The following is a 19,176-nucleotide window of genomic DNA, read 5'->3' as shown; positions in this document are numbered from 1 at the left end:
GATGCCTGGAAGCGCGAGCTGGCCGGAAGGGCGCCATTGCAGGAGCACTTGGAGAAGGGGGGAGCGGCTGCCCCCGGAACCACTCAGGGTCCCGATCCCGCTCAAGCGACTGCGGTCGTGCGCAGCTGCCGGACCAGCGAAGCCGGCAGTATGTGATCGGCGGAGGTCAGCCGCTGGGGAAGGCGGCTTGCTGGTGGGGATCGGAGGACCATGACGTCGCGGGACAAGGACCGGATGCTCGATCCGGCCGCTCAGTCCGTCGCCGTTTACACGGAGCACGCGGCTGACTATGAGGCCGCGCACATCGCGAAGATGGCCGACCGGTCGAGCGGTTCGCGGGCTGGCTCCCGGCGCCGTCGCTGATCCTGGATGCTGGGTGCGGTCCGGGGCGCGATCTGGCTCGGTTCGTCGAGCACGGGCACGTCGCCCGCGGCATCGATCTCAATCCTGCGTTCGTCGCGATGGCCAATGCCCATGCGCCGACCACCGAGGGTGATCTCCGCGGGATCGGGAGCCGGTATCCCGCCGGTATGTTCGACGGGATCTGGGCGTCCGCGTCCCTCGTTCATCTCCTCAGGGACGAGACCGTGGTCGTCTTGGACCAGTTCGCTCGGCTGTTGCGACGGGGTGGCAGGCTGTACGTGTGCCTGAAGTCCGAAGGGCAAACGGGCTGGCTCGACGAGCCCGACGGCAGGCGTTGGTACTCCGTCTGGGATCCGGAAGACTTTGCTCGCGTTGTCGCTGGTGCCGGGTTCACGATCGAGCAGGTGGACCGGGGTGCCTTCGCCGAAGTGTGGGCCACTCGCAGCGGCTGAGGGCGGCGCGAGACATCCAAGCGCTCGCTGTTGACGGCAGCTTGTCGGATGCGCGATTACCCACTGCGCGGTGCAAGTCATCGCCTGCTGTCCGATGGTGGACGATGACCCGCCCTTGCTGTCCGCCTGGGGTTCGGACAGCGAACCGCACCTTTACTGTGCCTCAGCTCAGTGCGTCCAGGGCAGCGATGATGTCGGACGGTTCGGCGCGGGTGGTGTAGTCGGTGTTGACGAAGGCCCAGCGGATGACGCCATCGCGGTCGATGACGTAAGTGGCGGGCAGCGGCAGGGTGCGCGGGTGGCCGTCGTTCACGCGCTGCAGGTCGAAGCCGAGCTTGTCGTAGACAGTGGCGAGGTCGTCGGGCAGGTCGAAGGCGAGGCCGTACTGCTTGGCCGTGTCGGAGCCGACATCACTGAGGACGTCGAAGGCCAGGCTGTGCTTCTCGGTGAGGGACAGGGACTCGTCGGGGATCTGGGGCGAGACGGCGACGAGGCGTGCGCCGCGTGCGGTGATGTCGGTGTGGCGCTGCTGCAGGCCGCGCAGGGCGATGTTGCAGTAGGGGCACCAGGCGCCGCGGTAGAAGGTCAGTACCACCGGCCCCTCGGCGAGCAGGTCGTCCAGCGCCACCGTCTGTCCGGTCGCGGAGGGCAGGCGGAAGAGGGGGGCCTGGTCACCGACGGTGAGGGCGCGGTCGGCCGGCTCGGAGTCGGCCAGTTCCCGGCCGGCCCGCTGCATGACCTGCCGTACCTCGGCGGGGATGTGCTGCTGGCGGGATTCGTAGAAGGCGCGCAGTTCGGCGTTGAGGCTGGTCATGGTGTGCCCTTCCTCCCGATTGATGGGCGGTGCGAGGCTGACGCCCCGCTCCAAACTTGAAACGGTCGTTCCAAGATAACGCCAGGATATGTCTGCGCGCCAGGAGAAATGCGGCCGGGCGTAGCGGCCCGTGCGGAGTATCTTGGAATCATCATTTCAAGATGGCGGGTGAGGCACATGCCAGACATCAAGCACTTCGATCCGGACGCGGCCCTGGACACGGTGGTGCGGCTGTTCTGGCAGCAGGGCGTGGCCACAACCGGTGTCCAGGACATCGTGGCCGCGACCGGCCTCAACCGCTCCAGCCTGTACGCAACGTTCGGCGGAAAGCAGGAGCTCCACCTCGCCGCACTGCGCCGCTATCTCGAACAGCGGTCCCAGCCGATGTTCCGCCGGCTCGCGGAGGACGAACGGGGACTGCCCGCCATCGCGGAGTTCTTCGACGGCCTGATCAACGCCCGGTGTTCGGGCGAGTACGCCCGCTGGGGCTGCCTGGTCTCCAACGCGCACGCCGGTGTGGAGAACGGCGACGCTCGCGTACGTGCCATCCTCGACCAGCACCACGGGGAGCTGCGAGAGGCGATGTACACGGCACTCGTCACGGCCCAGACCGAGGGGCAGTTGGCCGACGGCACCGATCCGGGCGCGGCGGCCGACCTGCTTGCCCTGCTCGCCTACGGCGTCAACCTGCGCTCACGCGCGGGCGCCGATGCGAAAACGCTGAGCAACACCGTGACCGTGGCCTTGGCATCAATCGGCCGGTCGGCCGCCGTGTGATACCCAAACACCGTACAGCCCGGCCGATTTCACGGATGCCCGGGTTCTGCTTCGCGCAGTCGCCGAACCGCCCGCTTGCAGGGAAGCGATACCGAGTCCTGGCCGCGTGACACCGCGCAGCACGGATCGACGGGCGCCGTCACTTGGGTGGCAGACTCGCCGCGAAGGCACGGCCCTCGTCGATCCACCCGGCCAGTTCGACGTTGGCTCTGTTCACGAGAACGGACAGCACTTGTTCACGGCTTTGGGCAGCAGTGGTAGGACACCAGAGATTCGAACTGTTCACGGGATTCGACAGGCCCGACCGCAGGAGCGGGTCTGTCCTGACGACGCTGCGCGGGCCACGCTGGTGACGGTGCGCGCGGGAAGGATCGTGCGGATGCGCCAGTACCGCACCCGGGAGCAGGCCCTGGCCGCGACAGCCTGACCGCGGAGAAGGAGAACATACGATGCCTGAACCGCACGAGGTCGCCACCCGGTTGCGTGCCGCGTTCACCGCGGGGGACCCCGTGCTGTTCGCGTCGCTGTTGGACCCGTGGGTGCGCTGGGGCGGCGAGGACGAGACGCCACAGACCTGCCACTCCCGCGGCGACGTGCTGGCCTGGTACGGCCGCGCCCAGGCGGCCGGGGTGCGCGCGCAGGTGACCGAGACTTTGGTGCGCGAGCGCCCCGTCGTCCTGGGCCTGGCCCTGACCGGCCCCGGGCAGGGGTCGGACGGCGAGCGGCCCGACCAGGTGTTCCAGACCTTCCGCCTCGCCGACGGACTGATCATCGACATCCGCGGCTATCCGACCCGCGAGGAAGCCCTCGCCGTCGCCGACACCACTGCCTCGCCGGCCTGACCACGATCGGGAACGCGAGGCCCGACGTCACCGGTCTCCGGGTCGAGGGTGGTTCTTGCGATCGCAGGCCCGGTGGCGGCGGAGCCGCCAGGCAACCGTGCCGGCGGCGAGCAGCAGCGCGGCGGCGATCATCCAGGGATTCGAGAGCAGGGCCCCGATCGCGCCCAGCACCCCGGCGGCGAGCAGCCCTGGCCCGGCGCAGCACACGACCAGGGCGGCCACCGCGTCCGTCCTGGCGATGGCCGCAGCTGTGGTCCGGGTGGTCGCCGGCCCGGTTGGGCGCTTTGGCGGGGGCTTCATGATGCGGTCCTGGCTCGGGCGGGAGGGCAGCAGTCGTCGGCGAGCAGGTGGCCGAAGATCTGCGCACCAAGCTGCTCGGCGTCGGCCCGGTCCAGGATCTGGCCGACGACGTCCGGGTGCTCGGCGGCCCACCGTTGGGCGGTGGCGCTGCCAGTGAAGAAGTTCAGCGCGTCGCAGCACACGTCGGCGGCCGGTCCCGCGCAGCAGCGGCGACCCACGAACACCACCGCGCTTTCCGGCTGCCACCGCGTCCGTCCGCCGGTCGTGGTGACGGCGACCGGTTCGCCGGTGACCGGGTCGGCGGAGGTGATCACCGCGTCCTGGGCCAGCATGGCGGGGATGCCCAGCGCGTCGATCGCGCACATCGACCACACCTGGGTCCCGCCCGCGACCGTGACGCGGTGCGCGGTCGGCACCGCCGAGAACGGGTAGGCGGCCCGGATCCGGCCCTCGTCGTCCAGCGTGAGGAAGTCCTGCGCGGCCAGCTCGGCCAGCACCTCGCCGGCAGCACGCCCGAACCGGCCCACAACGGGCTCCAGTACCCCGGCCTCCGGGGCGTGGCCGGTGGCGGCGAAATGCCGCAGCACCTGCTGCTGCACCGCGCGCAGCCCCCGCTCGGCCGGAGCGAGCCGACCTCGCCCACCGCGTCCGACCGGGTCCAGCCAGTCCACGTCGCCGCTGCGCCCGTCCCCGGCGGCGGGCGCAGCGCCCGCCCAGTCCAGGGCCCGGCGCAGGTCCGCCACGCTCGGGGCTCCGTCGACGGAGCCGTCCGCGCCGCGATACAGGCGACATGACACACTCGGCGCGGCCCCCGCCACCGCGAACGGGTCGATGCCGTCGACCAGGACGGTCGGCGAGCCGGTCATGCCCCTCCGCGCGGCCTGCTCCTGGTCGCTCACCTCGACCAGCTCGACCGGGACCGGGCGGCCGGCGAGCGCGGCCTCGATCCGCTCCCGCACCACCGGTGCATTCGGGCAGTCCGGCACCGTCAACACCGTGATCCGCATCAGGCCGTTCCTTCCCTTCCAGGTCTGCTGTCACCGACCGTAGACCTTCCAGCGCACTGGAAGGTCAAGCGTTAGCCTGGGAGCATGCGCATCGGCGACCTCGCGGCCACCAGCGGCCTGACCGCCAAGACCATCCGGTTCTACGAGCAGTTCGGCCTGCTCACCGCGCCACCGCGCACCCCCGGCGGCTACCGCGACTACCCGACCGAGACCGCCTCCCGACTCGGGTTCATCCGCGATGCCCAGGCCGCCGGACTCACCCTCGCGGAGATCCGCGGCATCCTCGACCTGCGCGACAGCGGCCAGGCCCCCTGCACCCACGTCGCCGACCTCATCCAGCACCACCTCGCCGACATCGACCAGCGCCTCGCCGACCTCCGAAAGACCCGCACCGCCCTGCTCGCCCTCGCCGACCGGGCCGCCGACACCGACCCCAGCACCTGCACCGAAGCCGACATCTGCACAATCCTCACCCGCAGCTGAACCTCACAGGCAGCGAGCGCGCCTCGGCGCAGCAATGAGAATCTTCTGCGCCCTCGACCCGGGACGGGAGGTGGGTGGGCACCGGCCGACGGCCTGTCCACCGAGGGTGCTTTCGCTCCTCATGAACATCGAACAGGGCACCAGTCGGACGCCGCCCAACGGCGTGAACAAGCGCTGTCGAATCCCGTGAAAACAGAGCCAGCCCAGGAAGTGCGCCGTGCGGGTCACGTCGGCGCCCCTCCCGAACCCGCCGCTGTCGGCCCGCCGGGTCAGTTCCGCTGTGCGGATGCCCTGGGTCCACTCGGCGACGTGACGCCAGTCCATGGCGTATGCCGCCACCTGCTCGGGTGGCAGCGGGATCACACGCCGCACTGTCACGTCGGTCGCCATAGCGCCGCCGTCTCGTCGTCGTCCCGGCCGGGCTTCCAGACCGCCCGTCCCGCCGCTGGATCCAGGATGGCCGTGATCGGTGCCGGGCGCGCGCTCGGCGGGGCGTCGCCGGATGCCGTCCGGGCGGATCGGGCGTCGTTCGCTCCCTTGGCCGGCAGGTCAGAACGGGTCACTGAGGGTGCCTCGGCGGTCGGTCAGGCGCAGGTTCTCGGGGTGGGCGACGGGATAGGCGATCACAGAGACGCCCGCGCTGTCGAGGGCGCGGTGCAGTGAGGGCAGCGGCCGTTCGGAGGCGTCGTGGTGGCGGCTGCCAGGGTCGGCCCGCAGGCTGGGCGAAGTGGACGAGTCGCCGTGCGCAGGTGGTCGGCGGCAGAGCTCTGGGAGGACCGTGTGACCGCTACGCCGCCTGACACCGACGCACCGCCGGCGCGGTACGACGACCTGCGTGCCCTGCTGATCATCTGCACCCTCAAACGATCGCCGGAGACGAGCAACACCAAGGGCCTGATCGAACGCAGCACCAACATCCTGGACGCCCAAGGAGTGCACGTCGACGTCGTACGGGCGGTGGACCACGACATCGCCACCGGGGTGTGGCCCGACATGAGGGAGCACGGCTGGCAGACGGACGCCTGGCCGGACCTGTACCAGCAGGTCCTGGCGGCCGACATCCTCGTGCTGGCCGGCCCCATCTGGCTGGGCGACAACAGCTCCGTCATGAAGCAGGTGATCGAACGCCTCTATGCCTGCTCCAGCCTGCTCAACGAAGCCGGACAGTACGCCTATTACGGCCGCGTCGGCGGCTGCCTGGTCACCGGCAACGAGGACGGCGTCAAGCACTGCGCCATGAACGTCCTCTACAGCCTGCAGCACCTGGGCTACACGATCCCGCCCCAGGCGGACGCCGGGTGGATCGGCGAGGCGGGCCCGGGCCCCTCGTATCTCGACCCCGGCTCGGGCGGCCCGGAGCTCCACCTGGCCCGGGCGCTGAAGGACATCGGTGGCATCCCCGCCTACGGCAACCAGCGCGCCGCGTGGGACGCCGGCTGTCGCCGCGACTACGAGAACCCCGAGCACCGGTAGCGACATGCCGAACGCACGTCGCGTGCGGCCGTCGGATTCGGTCAGGGGCGCAGGGCCACCAGGAGGTCGACGACGTAGGTTTCTTCCACCTTCTCGTCGGAGAAATCCTTGCTGAGCCGCTCACGCTCGTCGGCGAAAAACGCATGACGTGCGGCCTCTTCAAGGACGAGGAATGCCGAGCGGCTGCCGATGTTGGCGAGGTGCACGTCCAGAGAGACGGTGCGGCTCCAGCGCACTTGACGGCGCGCAACCCGCAGACCTGTCAGGCCCGCCAGCCGGATGGCGTCGCTGTCCGAAGGGCGCACCGCAGACCTTGGCTTCACCCCGCAGTGGCGCGCGATGCGCTCGTGCTGCTCGCGGATCCACGGTACGTCGAAGGCCGTGGTGTTCCACCAGATCGCCAGCGCACCGCCCGCTCGCAGGACACGCAACGCCTCCGGGACGGACCGGCCGGTGTCGGTCCACTGCCAGGACTGCGCATACGTGATCAGGTCGGAGGAAGCCTCGGCCAGGGGCAGAGCGTTACCGTCACCCCTCACGACCGGCACGTCCGGGAGCGCCTGGTGGAACTCACCAGCCATGGCCTCACCCGGCTCGACGGCGATCACATCGGCACCCCGCTCCCGCAACAGCGCGGTCGCGATTCCGGTGCCGGCGCCGACGTCGGCAACCCGAGAACCCGCGAGGCGACAGCCTGCGAACTCCTCAATGGAGTCGAAGAGCGCGGCTGGGTAAGAAGGCCGGCTCGCCGCGTACTGGGCCGTGGCTAGATCGAACGACTGGGCGCGTGCGCTGGCGGTCATCCCCTCATCTTCGCTTCCCCGCACCGAACATTCGACCACCACCGACCCGATGATTGCGGCACCGCGCCGCCGACGCTGCCGTGGATCTCCTACCCGCGCGTCCCCGCCTTCCTGTCGGCTCCGCTGACCGGGCTGTCCGACAGCGTCCACCTCGGCCGATGGCCGACGAACGATGGCGTGCTCTTCGATGCCACCACAGTGGCCTTCGCGTTCAGACTTCGCTGCTTCCCGGCGCTTCTGCCGGGGGCGCGGCGGCACGAGCCGCTTTCACCCTCGTCATGGCTCACCGGGGACGTGTCTACGGAACGCGCCTCTGCCGAACGATGCGGACCTCGTGGTTCTTGCAGGCGGGACAGCGGGGGGACTGTCTGCCGTCCAGGTGGTAGACGGGGGTGATCCGGTCGTGTTCGTCCACCGTCATGTCGATGTCGTACGTACTGTCCCAGCCGTGCCCGCAGTCGAGGCAGAGAAACGAGCAAGGGACGCAACGGGCGTGCTCTGCGTCCATGGCCGACCTCCTGGAGGTGGTCCGTCCGTCGAGGTTCTGACACCATCTTTGCACAGGGCAAAGCTGGTGGGTCCGTAAAAAAGGGTCGCTGTTCGCCGCAGGCGTCCTTCTGCTCGACGGCACCACCGTCACCTTCGGCAGCAGCAGACCTCATGCTCGATGAAAGTCGCCCACGGGGGCGGTGTCCATTTCGAACTCCGCGGTTCGTCTGTCCAGGTCAGAGCGTCGTAGCGCTCAGCCGTCGTGGTGGAGAGGTAGGAAGGACAGATGGCCGATGACGGTGGATCGGGCGAGGGTGAGGTCCCGCCGGAGCTATGTGGTCTGTGCGGGACAAAGATCTCGGGTCGGACCGAGGTCCATGCGCTGGTGCCGGATTCATCGGTGATTCATGGTCATGACCCGAAAAAGGACGGGACACGGTGGCTGACCGCGTGTTCCCGCGAACATTTGGCTGGGCTGGTCGACGTGTACGAACAGCGGCCGTTCGTGGATGCCGAGCTGTGGGCAGGCAAGATCGGTCGTGCGGTTGAGGCCCGCCGAGGGAGGATCGGCCCGAAGGAACTGGCCGGGGAGACCGGGCTCACCCAGGCTCAGATCCAACTCGGGGAGTTGTGGCATAACCTGGACGCCCGGCGCTGGCATCGCAAGTTCGGGAAGGCCGACGGCCCAGAGCCCCCCGGGTGACCACGCTGCCTGCTCAAGCGAGGCTTCGGCGCCGCCCGTCGTGTGAGCCGGCAGAACCTCGGCGTGGCGACTTCCCAGGAGGTCACATCCCCCTGACCTGCGGCGACCTCTCGTGTTCCCCGCAGGTGCAAGGCCCGGACGGTGCGCTTCTCGCACGGGTTATGGCGCCCGGGTACCAGTGCCGATGCCCAGCCGCACGAACGGAATGAGCCTGCCGGCCTCCCGGAACGCGGCTTCGCCGCCGTCCGACGGCAAGCCCATGAACGCGCACAGGCGGCGTGCGGTCCGGGGGTGCCTGCGGGCGTAGCGCGCCATGATCTCGGCGCCGTCGTCCGGGGCGAGGAACTGCGCCGTGACGGCGTGGTGACGGTTGCCCACCTGGATGACGGTCTTCGGCCGTGTGCGCAGGTTGCGGTACCAGGCTGCCCTCGTGCCGAAGCCGGAGGCGACGGTCCAGCTGCCGCTTGCGGGCTCATGCTCGACCACTTCCAGGACCACTCGGCGATCCAGTCCGGTGACCCGGCCTGTGTGGTGCAGCAGGAGGAGTCGCCTGCCGAAGATCCATCCCAGCCCCGTGCGGAAGACGACGATCGGCAGCCGTGCGGCGAAGCGTCGCCAGCCGACGGGAAGTCGAGGCCGCTCCGATGCGGTCTGTCTGCGGGGCATCTTCGCCTTCCGGAGAGTCGGACACATCGGCTCTCGGCCGTGCTTGGGTAAAGCGCCGAGGCAGGAAGCACCGGCCGCCAGAACCCTTGCACAGTCTAAGGGTGTGAGCCTCTGGGGCGGAAGAAACCAGGCGGTTCTCAGCAGCTGCTGGTCCGTTGGAGGACGTCGTGACCGTGCACAGGCCGACATCCGGTTCCGTGTCGTCGTCATGGCTGCCGGTGGCGGCGTACGGCGCTGACGGGTGCGGTGTGGCTGCTGGTGCGTGAGGTCTCAGTTTGTGCGACGGGCTGTTCAAGCAACGACGGGGATTCACCGCGATGGCGTCGGTCGCCGGGGCCACCGCAGCAGCCATCGCGGCCGCTGCACAATGCGCTCGCACGAGGAAGGCGGAGCTGGCCAGTGTGCGGTCGATCGCGGAGGTGGACCAGCGGGTGATGCTGCGGCCTGTGCCGCGGGCTGCGGGCCGTCTTCAGGCGCCGGTGCCGTACACCTCGGCGGTGGCGAGGCGCGTTTCGGAGGCGACCTGTACGGGATGTGGCCTGGCCGCACGGTATCCGGGTGATCGTGTATGACGTGCAGGGCAAGGCCGAAGCCCTGTCGTGTGGGCTTCGCGCCCGGTGATCAGCTGCTGCTGTACATGGACGGTGCCACCTGAGCCTGGGATCTTGGCGGCTCGTTCCGTCCCCTCCTGCTCCGATGCCACGGCCGTTCACAAGGAAAGCCTGTTCGGATCGAATGAGAACGCGGTGACTTCGGCACGGTAGAAAGGACCTATGCCGGAGCGAGAGAACCCCACGGGCGCCTTGGATGATGTCGACGCGGTCACCCGGGCGGTGCTGACCGCGTCCCGCCTGCTGGTGGCAGTCTCCGCCCGTTCGCTCGCCGCTGTGGAGGAGCGGGTGACCCTCGCCCAGTTCCGGATGCTCGTAGTGCTGTCCACTCGGGGAACGACCAAGCTGGTCGCGCTTGCCGAACTGCTGAGGGTGGCGCCCTCGACCGCCATGCGCATGGTCGACCGGCTCATCGCCGCCGGGCTCGCGGAGCGGCAGACCAACCCCGCCAACCGTCGTGAGACTCTGCTGCAGCTGACCGAGGAGGGCCGGCGCACCGTCGAGGACGTCACCGCCCGGCGCCGCGCCGAGATCGCCGCCATCGTCGAACGGCTCCGCCCGACCGAGCGGCTGGCACTCGTCGAGGCCCTCAATGCCTTCAACGAGGTGGGTGGAGAGCCGCCGGCTCCCGGAGCGGACGATCCGGAGCCGCACCCGCTCGGCTGGATCGTGGACGGAGCGATAGCGCACGAGGTGTGACGCTTTCCGGGTCGGCTGCACACATGCTGTCCGGGCGGCCCTTCTCCGCACGGCCCGGGTTCTGCGAAGGGCAAGGGAGTTGTGGATCGGGACTTTCGGTAGGTGTGGAGGGGCGCGGGAGCGTGACGCCCATGCTCCGAAGGCGTCAGCCTGCATACCTTGCCAAGTCGCACCGCATGGCGCATCTGCGCAGCACGGTCTGTGCGGGGATCGTCGCCACCACGGCGATCGTAGGCACGGCGCTCTTCGGACCCCGGTTTTGCGCGGTGCACATGAGATTCCGGTTGTGGACCGCGGCCTCAGGGAGCGCGCTCAGGCGGTGGCGTGGACAGCGCGCAGGGCGCTCTGGTGGCTGAGCCATCCGACGGGCTCGCCCTGTTCGGTGTCGAGGACGGGCACCCCGGTTCCGGCAGCTGACACCAGGGTGTGCAGGGCCTGCGCGAGGGGCTGCTCCGGAGTGACGGGCGCCGGCGGGTGCAGGGTGAGCTGCTCGACCGTGGCAGGCGCCGCGTCCGGCTGTTCAGCGAGGGCCTCGGCCACCGCCTGCGCGGTGACGACGCCGACGTACCGGCCACTCTCGTCGACGACTGGGAGCGCCCCGTGGCCGGAGAGGCTCAGCAGGTCTGCGGCGTCCGCGAGCGCTGTGGTGGCGGGTAGCAGGGAGGGCAGCGGTTCCATGACGGCGCCGACGTGCTGGGTGCCGATCCGTGCCCCGGGGGCGGGGCCTTCGAGGGCGATGCCCCGGCGACGGAGCTTGAGGGTGTAGATGGTGTCGCGGGAGAGCAGGCGGCTGGTGGCGGTCGCCAGGACGATGGCCAGCATCAGGGGCAGGATGATCGAGTACTCGCCGGTCAGCTCGAAGAGGATGACCACGGCCGTGATCGGTGCCCGGGCCGCGCCGGCGAAGGTGGCGCCCATGCCGATCAGGGCGTACGCGCCCACCGCTCCGGCGGTGCCTGGTATCAGCTGGTGGACGCCGATGCCGTACGTCGACCCGAGCATCGCGCCGATGAACAGGCTGGGCGCGAAGACGCCGCCCGAGCCGCCGATGCCGATGGTGAGGCTGGTCGCGAGCATCTTGCCGGCCAGGAGCAGAAGCAGGAAGCCGACCGCGTAGCCGCCCTCCGTGGCTCTCTCCAGCACGGGGTAGCCGACACCGTACATCTCGGGGAGTGCCAGCAGCACCATGCCGAGGGTCAGTCCGCCGACCGCGGGGCGCAGCCACTCCGGGCCGCGCCAGAGCCAGTCGCAGGCGTCCTCGACCAGGTAGAGGAAGCGGGCGAAGCCCATGCCGACCACGGCCGCGACGACGCCGAGCAGGGCGAACAGGCCGTACTGGGCGAGGTGGTCGACGTGGAAGGCGGGCAGGTTCAGGAAGTCGACGTCGCCGAAGGAGGCGCGGCCGATGATGCTCGCGGTGACGCTGGCCAGCACCGTGGCACCGAATGCCTCCGCCGAGAAGGTGCCGAGGATCAGCTCCATGGCGAAGAAGACACCGGCCAGGGGCGCGTTGAAGGTGGCCGCGATGCCGCCTGCCGCGCCGCAGGCGACCAGGAGCTTCGTACGGTTCTCGGTCGCCTTGGTCACGCGGCCGAGGGTGGAGCCGAGTGCCGAGCCGATCTGCACGATCGGGCCCTCGCGACCGACCGAGCCGCCGGAGCCGATGGTCAGGGCGGAGGCGAGCGTCTTGACGACCGCGACCTTGGGGCTGATCCGCCCGCCGCGCTGGGCGACGGCCAGCATCACCTCGGGCACGCCGTGCCCACGGGCCTCCTTGGCGAATCGGTTGACGAGCGGCCCGTAGAGCAGACCGCCGATCACCGGGGCGAGGAGCACGAAGTACGGGCCCAGCCACGGCACGTGCGGATTGCTCGCGCCAGGGGCGGCCGAGTAGTCGGTGTGGCCGGACAACAGGCGGGTGAAGGTCTTGATGCACCAGCGGAAGACGACCGAGCCGGCGCCCGCTCCGGCGCCGACCACAACGGCCAGTGCCATGACGCCCCACGGTGCGTTCCGCAGACCCGCGATCGCCGGCGGCGGCGTGTGGCTCCTTGCCGTCGCGTCGGCTCCTTGCTCGCTGTCGGTTGCGGCCCGTATGCCACTCATCGATTCCCCTTCCTTACTTTTGCATTATGCAAAAGATGTCAAGGGTGCGTGCCTCCTGTCCGCCCCTCGGGACTGGCCGACCCCTGGTGCCCGCTCACCGCCCGCACGGGCGGCGCTTTCCTTGGTTCGGTCAGCCAGCACTGCGTGCGGCATGTCCTCTGCCCGGCCTTCGCCGTCCGTGTCGACGACAGCCGGCCTTTACCCGGTCGTCGGTCCGCTCCGGTGCGTGTTGACAGTCCACGGGCCTTCTTGACGCGTGAGCCTTGCATAGTGCAAAAAAGGAGTGTCGGAGAAAGGCGGTGCACGCCGATGAGGGTCGTCATCTGTGGGGCCGGGATCGCGGGACTCGCGCTGGCCGGCCGGCTGCACAACGTGCTCGGCTGGGACGTCGTCGTCCTGGAGAAGGAGCCGAGACCCCGCACCGACGGTTACATGCTCGACTTCTTCGGGCCCGGATACGATGCGGCCGAGGCCATGGGCGTGCTGCTCTCCCTGGAGGAGCTGAGCTATCAGGTTTCTGAGGCGGCCCTCGTGGACGAGCACGGCGAGTGTCGGGTCGGGCTCCGCTACGACCGTTTCGCGCGTTTCCTGAACGGGCGCCTGCTGAGCATCATGCGGCCCGACCTTGAACTCGCCCTGCGGGAGCGGCTGTCCCTCGCGGTGCGTCTGCGCTTCGGCGTGGGCCCGGCCCGCGTCGACGCCAGACCGGACGGAGTGCGCGTCACCCTCACCGACGGCGACAGCATCGACGCCGACCTGCTCGTCGGTGCCGACGGCATCCACTCCACCGTGCGCGCCCTGGTCTTCGGCGAGGAGACGCGGTACGTCCACCACCTCGGCTACCACACCGCCGCGTTCACCTTCAACGATCCCGAGGTGCACGCGGAAGTGGGCGACCGGTTCTGCCTCACCGACACCATCGGCCGGCAGATGGGCCTGTACGCGCTGCGCGACGGCACGGTCGCCGTGTTCGCCGTGCACCGCGCCACCGACGCCCGCCTACCCGTCGACGTACGGGCGGCGCTGCGCCACGAGTACGGCACGCTCGGCTGGCTCGTGCCCCAAGTGCTCGCCGACTGCCCGCCGTCAGAGCGCATTTACTACGACCGCGTCGCTCAGGCGAACCTCCCGGCCTGGAGCCGCGGCCGGGTCGTCCTGGTGGGTGACGCCTGCCAGGCGGTCTCCCTCCTCGCCGCGCAAGGCGCCTCCCTGGCGATGGGCGCCGCATACGTCCTGGCCGACCAACTCGCCCACACCTCCCGCATCGAGAACGCACTGCACGGCTACGAACAGCTCTGGCGACCCGTCATCACGCACAAGCAGCGCGCCGCCAGGCGCGTGGCCCGCTGGTTCGTACCCGAATCACCACGACACCTGCAGGTCCGCCGCACCGCCCTGCGGCTCTCCAACCTGCCCGGTGCGGCTCGCCTCGCAGGCATCTCACTCATGGGGAGGCAGGGGCCGCCCCTGCGCCGACTCGCCTCGATTCCGTCATGGGTGACCGAGAACCGTGGCTCCGGCGCCGTCCAGGAGGGAGCAAGACCACGCAGACCGTGAACACGTCCGGGGTGCCGCCCGCCCGCGACCCGGAGAAGTCCCAATGTCCTCCAGCCCGAGCACCATGACCGCCCGCCTACGCAGAGCCGTCGAAGGCGCGCACTGGCAGTCATTGGCCGGGCTGCTGCATTCGGACGTGGCCTGCGGACCACCCGAGGAAGACGGCAGCGTCTGCCGGGGCTGCTCCTGCGTCTTCGGCCACTGCGCCCGCCTGGGCGCCGACCGACTGCATGCGACGGTGGATGAGACCTTCGCCTGCTTCTCCCGCGACCGGCTCAGCACGGATTCCGACGGCGTCGTGAATTGGAGACACCAAGACTGATCTGGGGGTAAAAGGCGGTCCAAACTGTCCAGCCTTCGCGACGATGGAATGGACTACTCCCCGCACAACCGGGCACTTCTGCATCCAGGTGCGCCTGGACTGGGATGACGATGCCAATCCTGACAACAACTTTGGGGCAGTGCAATGTGCTGATCGGTACCGCACAGTCACCTGTGCAGTTCGAATTCCGGTTGCGTAACGACACGGACAGGGAGGCTGATTACTGGTTCGAGATCGACACCTACCAGATTCCTGAGCGGCGCCGCTGCGACGAGGTGAAGAGCCAGGGCCTTGAACTGCATTGGATCCGTGAGCGGCACGATAGGTCCCGATTCCCCCTTCCAGTCGGGTGGTCAATCGTTCTGGCGCCATCCGAGCCACACCTCCGGCCCGGCGAGGAAGTCAACGTATCCGCCGTCATCACTGCGCCTGGAGAGTTCGAAGGACAGCAGCCCATCAACGTGCACGCATTCCAACAGCACGGCCTCGCTGGCGGAGTGACGCTCGTAGTTCAGGGCGGGGCATAAGCACACGGCAGTCGTCGGCCCACAACCAGGAGGCCCCGAGATGAGATACAAGCAATACACCAAGTGCGTCACACCCAGTTCCCATCTCGGTCTCGGGTGGTACGTAGGAGGTGCGGGTTTCGCCGGTGTGGCAATCGCCATTGCCCTGATCATGGTGGGTGGAGCTATCGCGCCAGCTGTCGGGGCCGCTGCCCTGATGCTGGTCGTCGCCTACTGCCGTTGGTGGCTCTACGACCGCCTTGTCTGCGTCGGCGACATCGAGTGCGCGGTGGGATTTCTCCACTCGGTGGAACCTCCCGAGGCGAAGTCATTCCCGGAAGTCTTCGATACCGACTTCAGCATGAATATCATCCTCGCGCCCAACCTCGACGGAGTGACACAACAGGATGCCGAGAACAGTCCACTGCGAGGTCGACTCGTCACGCGACAACCTGCACTGTCCAGCTTCGATTTCACCGGATACGAGGACGTTCCAGGCGCACTCCACGTTGAATTCGAAGGCAGCGGAATCTGGGACCTTTATCAGGATGCCTGGCAGCCCTACCTTTTGCTCTTGCTGCCTCGGCGGCCTGTGCGATCTCTATAATCGGATCCCTTGCTTGCTTGATTCTGGGAATCATCGCTGCTGTCATCACCATCGCCGGATTCGCCACCGCGCTCTCCGACAAAGCGCGTCCGACGGACGTCAACGCAACGCTCGTCGAGCTGCATCCGCTGCACCCCGAACCAAAATCCACGGTCTTCAATGAGGCTGCTGACGTCCTGCTCGTCAAGGGGCGTTGGGTATACGACAGCGGGCACAGTGGCTGGAACGAACTGCATCCCGTCACCTACTGTCAGAAGATTGTCTACATCCCGAACGCGCCTAACAACTGGATTAACTGGTCCCAAGGAAGCGGGGAAAATCTTTACAGGAAATGGTGTAGCGCAGTCACCGTGGCACAGGATCCAGGCACCGTGACTCAGCAACAGCTGCCCGAAAATCAATGGCACATCCATCCCGATGTCGATGGTTGCGAAGGAAGTATTGTGGGCTGACGAGCGCTCGGGGGGAACACCTTGAGTAGCTGGCGGAAGCCATTTGTTTCCCCTAGTCTGCTTTCAGCAGGTCGGAGGCCGGTCCCTCATCCGTGAGAGGGGGGCCCTCCATGCGTCCGGGGCTGCTGCAGCCGGGCCGCGAGCTCGCCCGGCAGGAGGTCCCGGTTTGCCTGAGTGAGCTGGACGACCTCGATGTCGGCGCGCCGCTTGAGGGCGTCGGTGAACGGATCGCGGTGCGTGTGGACCGTGGCGACGACGTCGACCTCTGCGGCGAACAGCGCGTCGACCGCGTGCCGGAACGCCGTGCACGCCAGTTCCATCCGCCCCAGTTCGTCGATGAGCACCAGCCGCCCTGCAACCTCTCCGGTTGCTGGCGGCCGAAGCGACGGCAGCGCCAGCCGTTCCATGACGCCCAGGTCGACGCCGTATTTCCCTACCCGTGGCGGACCGGGCAGGTCGACATGGGCGAGCACCCCGCGCCGGCCTGCCAGGGTCTCGAGGGCGAAACCGACGCGGGCGCCGGATTGCCGGATCTCCTCGGTGGTGAAGCCGGTGGCCACGTGGGCGGGCAGCAGCGCGGCCAGCCGACGGAGGGCGGTCGTCTTGCCCGCGCCAGGGCGGCTCTCGAGCAGGATCCTTGTCGGCACACTGCCATCTTCACCCCCGCTTCCGGAGGCGGTCCGGGTGGGCTCGGCCGAGCGGGGGTCTTGGGGTGCCGACCGGTGCCGGTGCCGTCGTTGCGGGTATGGCGGCGCGCATGGGCGGAATTGAACTCAGCAGCACCGCGTTCGACGACAAAACGGTGATCCCCCGTCGACACAGCGGGGAGGGGAGATCGTCTCACCGCCCTCGACATGGTCGGGGGTGTCCCACAAGGCCACGGAGCTGGTGTTCCTGTCCGAGGACCCGGACGCGCAGGGAACGACCTTCCTGCACCGGCTGGTGGCCGGCATCGATCCGGGGTCCACCGGGTGGCGGAGGGCCAGAAGCCCCAGGGTGGCCTGCCGTGGCCCAACGGCTTCGGCCGCGTGGGCTGGGGAGGGCCGACGCCTCCACGGGGCACCGGCCGCACCGCTACTTCTTCCGGCTGTACGCCCGGTCCGAGCCGCTGCCGCTGCACGACCACCCTGGTGGGGACCTATCAGCGCTGAGCGCGTCACCGCTGGTCGTAGCCGTGGGCGCCCTACAGCCGGACGAACCGGGCCGTGGTGACCGTCCTGTGGTGCACCAGGCCGCGGGCACGCCGCTCGTACTGCTCGACGCGCTCCCGCCCGCCCTGCCCGATCGGCTGGACGAGCCGGCCACCGGTGCGGAGCTGATCCACGAGTGGCTCAGGCACTCACGGGAAGGCCGCGCGGACGATGACCGCGTCGTACGGGGCACGGGTCGGCATCCCGAGGGTTCCGTCGCCGAGTCCGACCTCGGCATTGCCGACGCCCTGCCCGGCCGGCCGCAGGCGGGCCTCGTCGACCAGGTCGGGCCAGCCCTCGACGCTGGCGACGTACGCGGCCAAGCGGGCCGGCAGCGCGGTCTGCCGGCCGTATCCGGTCCCGACCTTGGGCGGGGTGGTCGAGACGTCCGTCTCCTCCGCGCCGTTCCCGCTCCTGTCCACGCGCCCCATCCGCCGCTCATCCGCCGCGTTGCCGCTCCGGCCCAGTGCCGGCACGTTCCGCACGCGGCGCGATCCGGGGCGGTCGGGCGCAAGGGGCGACCCGTGATCCGCGAGGCGCAGCGCGCCGGCGTCAGGACGGGGTCCCCGGGTCGGTGTACCGCAGCAGGGCGCCCACGCCCTCGTACAGCCTCAGCTCGCTCTCCGGTACGACGACCAGCTCGGCACGGGTGCCGACGAGGGCCCGGACGAGGGCCTCGTCGGCGCGTTCCTCGCGCGGGGCCCGCACGCCGAAGGACATCAGCTCCGCCTCGGTCAGGGCGAGCTGAGTGGGCTGGGAGCCCGTCCAAAGCCGCAGCGAAGACCCTGGCGGCCGGTTCAGCAGCAGCGCTGCGACCTGGCCGCGCTGGAGGGCGGCGACGGTGGCGGCCAGCCCCTCCGTCACGGGCCCGGCCAGGGCACGTCGGCCGATGAAGATGTCCACCAGTTCCCGGTCGTGCTTGGCCATGCGGCCGCGGAAGACACCGTCGAGCTGCGGCTCCAACAGGGCGCGTCCGGTGTCGGTGGGGGTCCGGTCGCCCACGCGTACGACCTTGTCCCGCAGGGTGTGCGGCAGGCGGCGGATCAGTACGTTGCACGCCCACTCGTCCCCGCCCACGACGACGGCGTCCACGTGGGCGCGCCGCGCCTGTTCGTCCAGCCGGTGGCCGAGCTGGAGGGAGGTGCGGTGCCAGGTCGCCACCGCGACCCTGCGGTGCAGCCGCTCACCCGGGGTGACGGTGGACGCGGGCCAGGTGCCGGTCTCCGCCTCCAGAGTCACCCAGCCGTGGGTCTCGGCGGTCGGAAGACCGCCGTAGTGGACGACCACGGCCATGTAGGGGATTTCCGGAACGTGCTGGGTGACCAGGGGCATCGCGTCCGGCAGGGTGCTGTAGCACGCGGAGTCGTGCTCGGGCGGCCTGGGTAGCTCCCCGTCCATGACGAGCGTTCCGTGGGCGGCGAAGATGGCCTGACCATGTACCCCCGGCACCGCTGCGTCGGCGCCGACCACCTTCTCCAGTACGTTCAGCAGCGCCCGGTCCGAGCCCTGACGGGACAGACTCTCGCGCAGCCGCGCCCAGCGCAGAGCGATCGCCCGATCGGGGTGCTCGACGTTCCGGGAGGTGTCCAGGTACACGGAGGCGATCGGGCCCGGCTCCGCGTAGAGGGGATCAAGGAACGACAACCTCATCGCCACTCCTCGTCGATGGTCTGCCCTCCTTCGATGATGCGCGCCCGGCGTGCGATGGAGCTCGACGAGCGCAAAGCGGTGCGGAACGCGGGGCGGTCGGGCGCCGCCGGCGGCAGCCGGCCCATCGTGAGCATGGTGGCGGCGACCAGGCCGTCCAGCACCGCCGAGCGGCGGGCCGGGACAGCAAGCCGGGACAGCAAGCCGCTGAGCAGCCGGGCTCCGTAGCCGGACGAAGGAGCAGCCTGCGGGGGAGTACCGGATCCAGCACGGTCCACGCATCCGGAGGCCATCGCGGCACGCATGG

Annotated in this window: 23 protein-coding genes and 2 pseudogenes; 13 read left to right on the top strand and 12 right to left on the bottom strand. The window is 69.4% G+C overall.

All coding sequences use genetic code 11. From position 1 onward, the window contains the following. Positions 1-359 precede the first annotated feature (359 nt). Entirely contained in the window at positions 360-815 is a 456-nt protein-coding gene (locus ACWGJ5_RS28580) for a class I SAM-dependent methyltransferase (protein ID WP_453312537.1), read from the top strand. Positions 816-978: 163 nt separating this feature from the next. On the opposite strand, the gene ACWGJ5_RS28575 is transcribed toward ACWGJ5_RS28580, so the two are convergent. Then, positions 979-1,629, bottom strand: a complete 651-nt coding sequence (locus tag ACWGJ5_RS28575; RefSeq protein ID WP_453312521.1) for a peroxiredoxin-like family protein — start codon at positions 1,627-1,629, stop codon at positions 979-981. A gap of 177 nt (positions 1,630-1,806) precedes the next feature. On the opposite strand from ACWGJ5_RS28575, the gene ACWGJ5_RS28570 reads away from it, so the two are divergent. Together ACWGJ5_RS28570 and ACWGJ5_RS28565 are read left to right on the top strand one after the other, a co-directional pair. Further along, entirely contained in the window at positions 1,807-2,406 is a 600-nt protein-coding gene (locus ACWGJ5_RS28570; protein WP_453312520.1) for a TetR/AcrR family transcriptional regulator, read from the top strand. A gap of 449 nt (positions 2,407-2,855) precedes the next feature. Next, the gene (locus ACWGJ5_RS28565) at positions 2,856-3,248 is read left to right on the top strand and encodes a nuclear transport factor 2 family protein (RefSeq protein WP_453312519.1); all 393 of its coding nucleotides are present in this window, start codon (positions 2,856-2,858) and stop codon (positions 3,246-3,248) included. A gap of 27 nt (positions 3,249-3,275) precedes the next feature. On the opposite strand, the gene ACWGJ5_RS28560 is transcribed toward ACWGJ5_RS28565, so the two are convergent. Together ACWGJ5_RS28560 and merB are read right to left on the bottom strand one after the other, a co-directional pair. Beyond that, a complete protein-coding gene (locus tag ACWGJ5_RS28560; RefSeq protein WP_453312518.1) occupies positions 3,276-3,548 on the bottom strand; it encodes a mercury transporter in 273 nt (90 codons plus the stop codon). Next, on the bottom strand, positions 3,545-4,555 hold the full coding sequence (gene merB, locus ACWGJ5_RS28555) for an organomercurial lyase (protein ID WP_453312517.1): 1,011 nt from the start codon (positions 4,553-4,555) through the stop codon (positions 3,545-3,547). The genes ACWGJ5_RS28560 and merB overlap by 4 nt, the downstream gene beginning before the upstream one ends. An 84-nt stretch (positions 4,556-4,639) precedes the next feature. Here merB and ACWGJ5_RS28550 point away from each other — a divergent pair, with 84 nt between their 5' ends. Beyond that, on the top strand, positions 4,640-5,038 hold the full coding sequence (locus ACWGJ5_RS28550) for a heavy metal-responsive transcriptional regulator (protein ID WP_453312516.1): 399 nt from the start codon (positions 4,640-4,642) through the stop codon (positions 5,036-5,038). A gap of 3 nt (positions 5,039-5,041) precedes the next feature. Here the strand turns inward: ACWGJ5_RS28550 and ACWGJ5_RS28545 are convergent, their stop codons facing one another. Continuing rightward, complete coding sequence (locus ACWGJ5_RS28545; RefSeq protein WP_453312536.1) at positions 5,042-5,362, bottom strand: hypothetical protein; 321 nt, start codon at positions 5,360-5,362, stop codon at positions 5,042-5,044. A 456-nt stretch (positions 5,363-5,818) separates the two neighbouring features. On the opposite strand from ACWGJ5_RS28545, the gene ACWGJ5_RS28540 reads away from it, so the two are divergent. After that, a complete protein-coding gene (locus ACWGJ5_RS28540; protein ID WP_453312515.1) occupies positions 5,819-6,511 on the top strand; it encodes a flavodoxin family protein in 693 nt (230 codons plus the stop codon). Positions 6,512-6,552: 41 nt separating this feature from the next. Here ACWGJ5_RS28540 and ACWGJ5_RS28535 read toward each other — a convergent pair whose 3' ends face one another. Continuing rightward, a complete protein-coding gene (locus ACWGJ5_RS28535) occupies positions 6,553-7,314 on the bottom strand; it encodes a class I SAM-dependent methyltransferase (protein WP_453312514.1) in 762 nt (253 codons plus the stop codon). Between the two features lie 298 nt (positions 7,315-7,612). Next, positions 7,613-7,822, bottom strand: a complete 210-nt coding sequence (locus tag ACWGJ5_RS28530; RefSeq protein ID WP_453312513.1) for a hypothetical protein — start codon at positions 7,820-7,822, stop codon at positions 7,613-7,615. A gap of 267 nt (positions 7,823-8,089) precedes the next feature. Between ACWGJ5_RS28530 and ACWGJ5_RS28525 the strand changes: the two genes are divergently transcribed. Continuing rightward, positions 8,090-8,506 (top strand): hypothetical protein, encoded by a 417-nt coding sequence (locus tag ACWGJ5_RS28525; protein WP_453312512.1) that lies wholly within the window; start codon positions 8,090-8,092, stop codon positions 8,504-8,506. A 159-nt stretch (positions 8,507-8,665) separates the two neighbouring features. On the opposite strand, the gene ACWGJ5_RS28520 is transcribed toward ACWGJ5_RS28525, so the two are convergent. Beyond that, positions 8,666-9,172: a nitroreductase family deazaflavin-dependent oxidoreductase gene (locus tag ACWGJ5_RS28520; protein ID WP_453312511.1), complete on the bottom strand. Its 507-nt coding sequence runs from the start codon at positions 9,170-9,172 to the stop codon at positions 8,666-8,668. A 219-nt stretch (positions 9,173-9,391) separates the two neighbouring features. Here ACWGJ5_RS28520 and ACWGJ5_RS28515 point away from each other — a divergent pair. Together ACWGJ5_RS28515 and ACWGJ5_RS28510 are read left to right on the top strand one after the other, a co-directional pair. Continuing rightward, positions 9,392-9,766, top strand: a pseudogene (locus ACWGJ5_RS28515) (hypothetical protein); the annotation flags it as partial. A gap of 179 nt (positions 9,767-9,945) precedes the next feature. After that, positions 9,946-10,482: a MarR family winged helix-turn-helix transcriptional regulator gene (locus tag ACWGJ5_RS28510; protein ID WP_453312510.1), complete on the top strand. Its 537-nt coding sequence runs from the start codon at positions 9,946-9,948 to the stop codon at positions 10,480-10,482. Between the two features lie 312 nt (positions 10,483-10,794). On the opposite strand, the gene ACWGJ5_RS28505 is transcribed toward ACWGJ5_RS28510, so the two are convergent. After that, a complete protein-coding gene (locus ACWGJ5_RS28505; protein WP_453312535.1) occupies positions 10,795-12,477 on the bottom strand; it encodes a chloride channel protein in 1,683 nt (560 codons plus the stop codon). Between the two features lie 420 nt (positions 12,478-12,897). On the opposite strand from ACWGJ5_RS28505, the gene ACWGJ5_RS28500 reads away from it, so the two are divergent. The 4 genes from ACWGJ5_RS28500 to ACWGJ5_RS28485 all read left to right on the top strand — a co-directional run bounded on the left by ACWGJ5_RS28500 (position 12,898) and on the right by ACWGJ5_RS28485 (position 16,032). Continuing rightward, positions 12,898-14,145: an FAD-dependent monooxygenase gene (locus tag ACWGJ5_RS28500; protein WP_453312509.1), complete on the top strand. Its 1,248-nt coding sequence runs from the start codon at positions 12,898-12,900 to the stop codon at positions 14,143-14,145. A gap of 426 nt (positions 14,146-14,571) precedes the next feature. After that, entirely contained in the window at positions 14,572-14,994 is a 423-nt protein-coding gene (locus ACWGJ5_RS28495; RefSeq protein WP_453312508.1) for a hypothetical protein, read from the top strand. A 40-nt stretch (positions 14,995-15,034) separates the two neighbouring features. Further along, positions 15,035-15,580: a hypothetical protein gene (locus tag ACWGJ5_RS28490; protein ID WP_453312507.1), complete on the top strand. Its 546-nt coding sequence runs from the start codon at positions 15,035-15,037 to the stop codon at positions 15,578-15,580. A gap of 17 nt (positions 15,581-15,597) precedes the next feature. Next, positions 15,598-16,032 carry a hypothetical protein gene (locus tag ACWGJ5_RS28485; protein WP_453312506.1) on the top strand — a complete coding sequence of 145 codons (435 nt, stop codon included), beginning with the start codon at positions 15,598-15,600 and terminating at the stop codon, positions 16,030-16,032. Between the two features lie 86 nt (positions 16,033-16,118). On the opposite strand, the gene ACWGJ5_RS28480 is transcribed toward ACWGJ5_RS28485, so the two are convergent. After that, complete coding sequence (locus ACWGJ5_RS28480; protein WP_453312505.1) at positions 16,119-16,679, bottom strand: nucleoside-triphosphatase; 561 nt, start codon at positions 16,677-16,679, stop codon at positions 16,119-16,121. A 217-nt stretch (positions 16,680-16,896) separates the two neighbouring features. On the opposite strand from ACWGJ5_RS28480, the gene ACWGJ5_RS28475 reads away from it, so the two are divergent. Next, the gene (locus tag ACWGJ5_RS28475) at positions 16,897-17,244 is read left to right on the top strand and encodes a hypothetical protein (RefSeq protein ID WP_453312504.1); all 348 of its coding nucleotides are present in this window, start codon (positions 16,897-16,899) and stop codon (positions 17,242-17,244) included. Here ACWGJ5_RS28475 and ACWGJ5_RS28470 read toward each other — a convergent pair. From ACWGJ5_RS28470 to ACWGJ5_RS28460, 3 genes and pseudogenes are all read right to left on the bottom strand, one after another. Next, a pseudogene (locus tag ACWGJ5_RS28470) lies at positions 17,216-17,644 on the bottom strand (protein-L-isoaspartate O-methyltransferase family protein). The gene ACWGJ5_RS28475 and the pseudogene ACWGJ5_RS28470 overlap by 29 nt on opposite strands. 130 nt (positions 17,645-17,774) lie before the next feature. Then, entirely contained in the window at positions 17,775-18,872 is a 1,098-nt protein-coding gene (locus ACWGJ5_RS28465; protein ID WP_453312503.1) for a baeRF2 domain-containing protein, read from the bottom strand. After that, the gene (locus ACWGJ5_RS28460; protein ID WP_453312502.1) at positions 18,869-19,147 is read right to left on the bottom strand and encodes a hypothetical protein; all 279 of its coding nucleotides are present in this window, start codon (positions 19,145-19,147) and stop codon (positions 18,869-18,871) included. Before ACWGJ5_RS28460 ends, ACWGJ5_RS28465 begins: the two co-directional genes overlap by 4 nt. Positions 19,148-19,176: the final 29 nt, after the last annotated feature.

Source organism: Streptomyces sp. NPDC054783, from assembly GCF_053611725.1.
The sequence above is the reverse complement of the archived record's forward strand: the minus strand, read 5'-3'. Positions and strand labels throughout refer to the sequence as shown.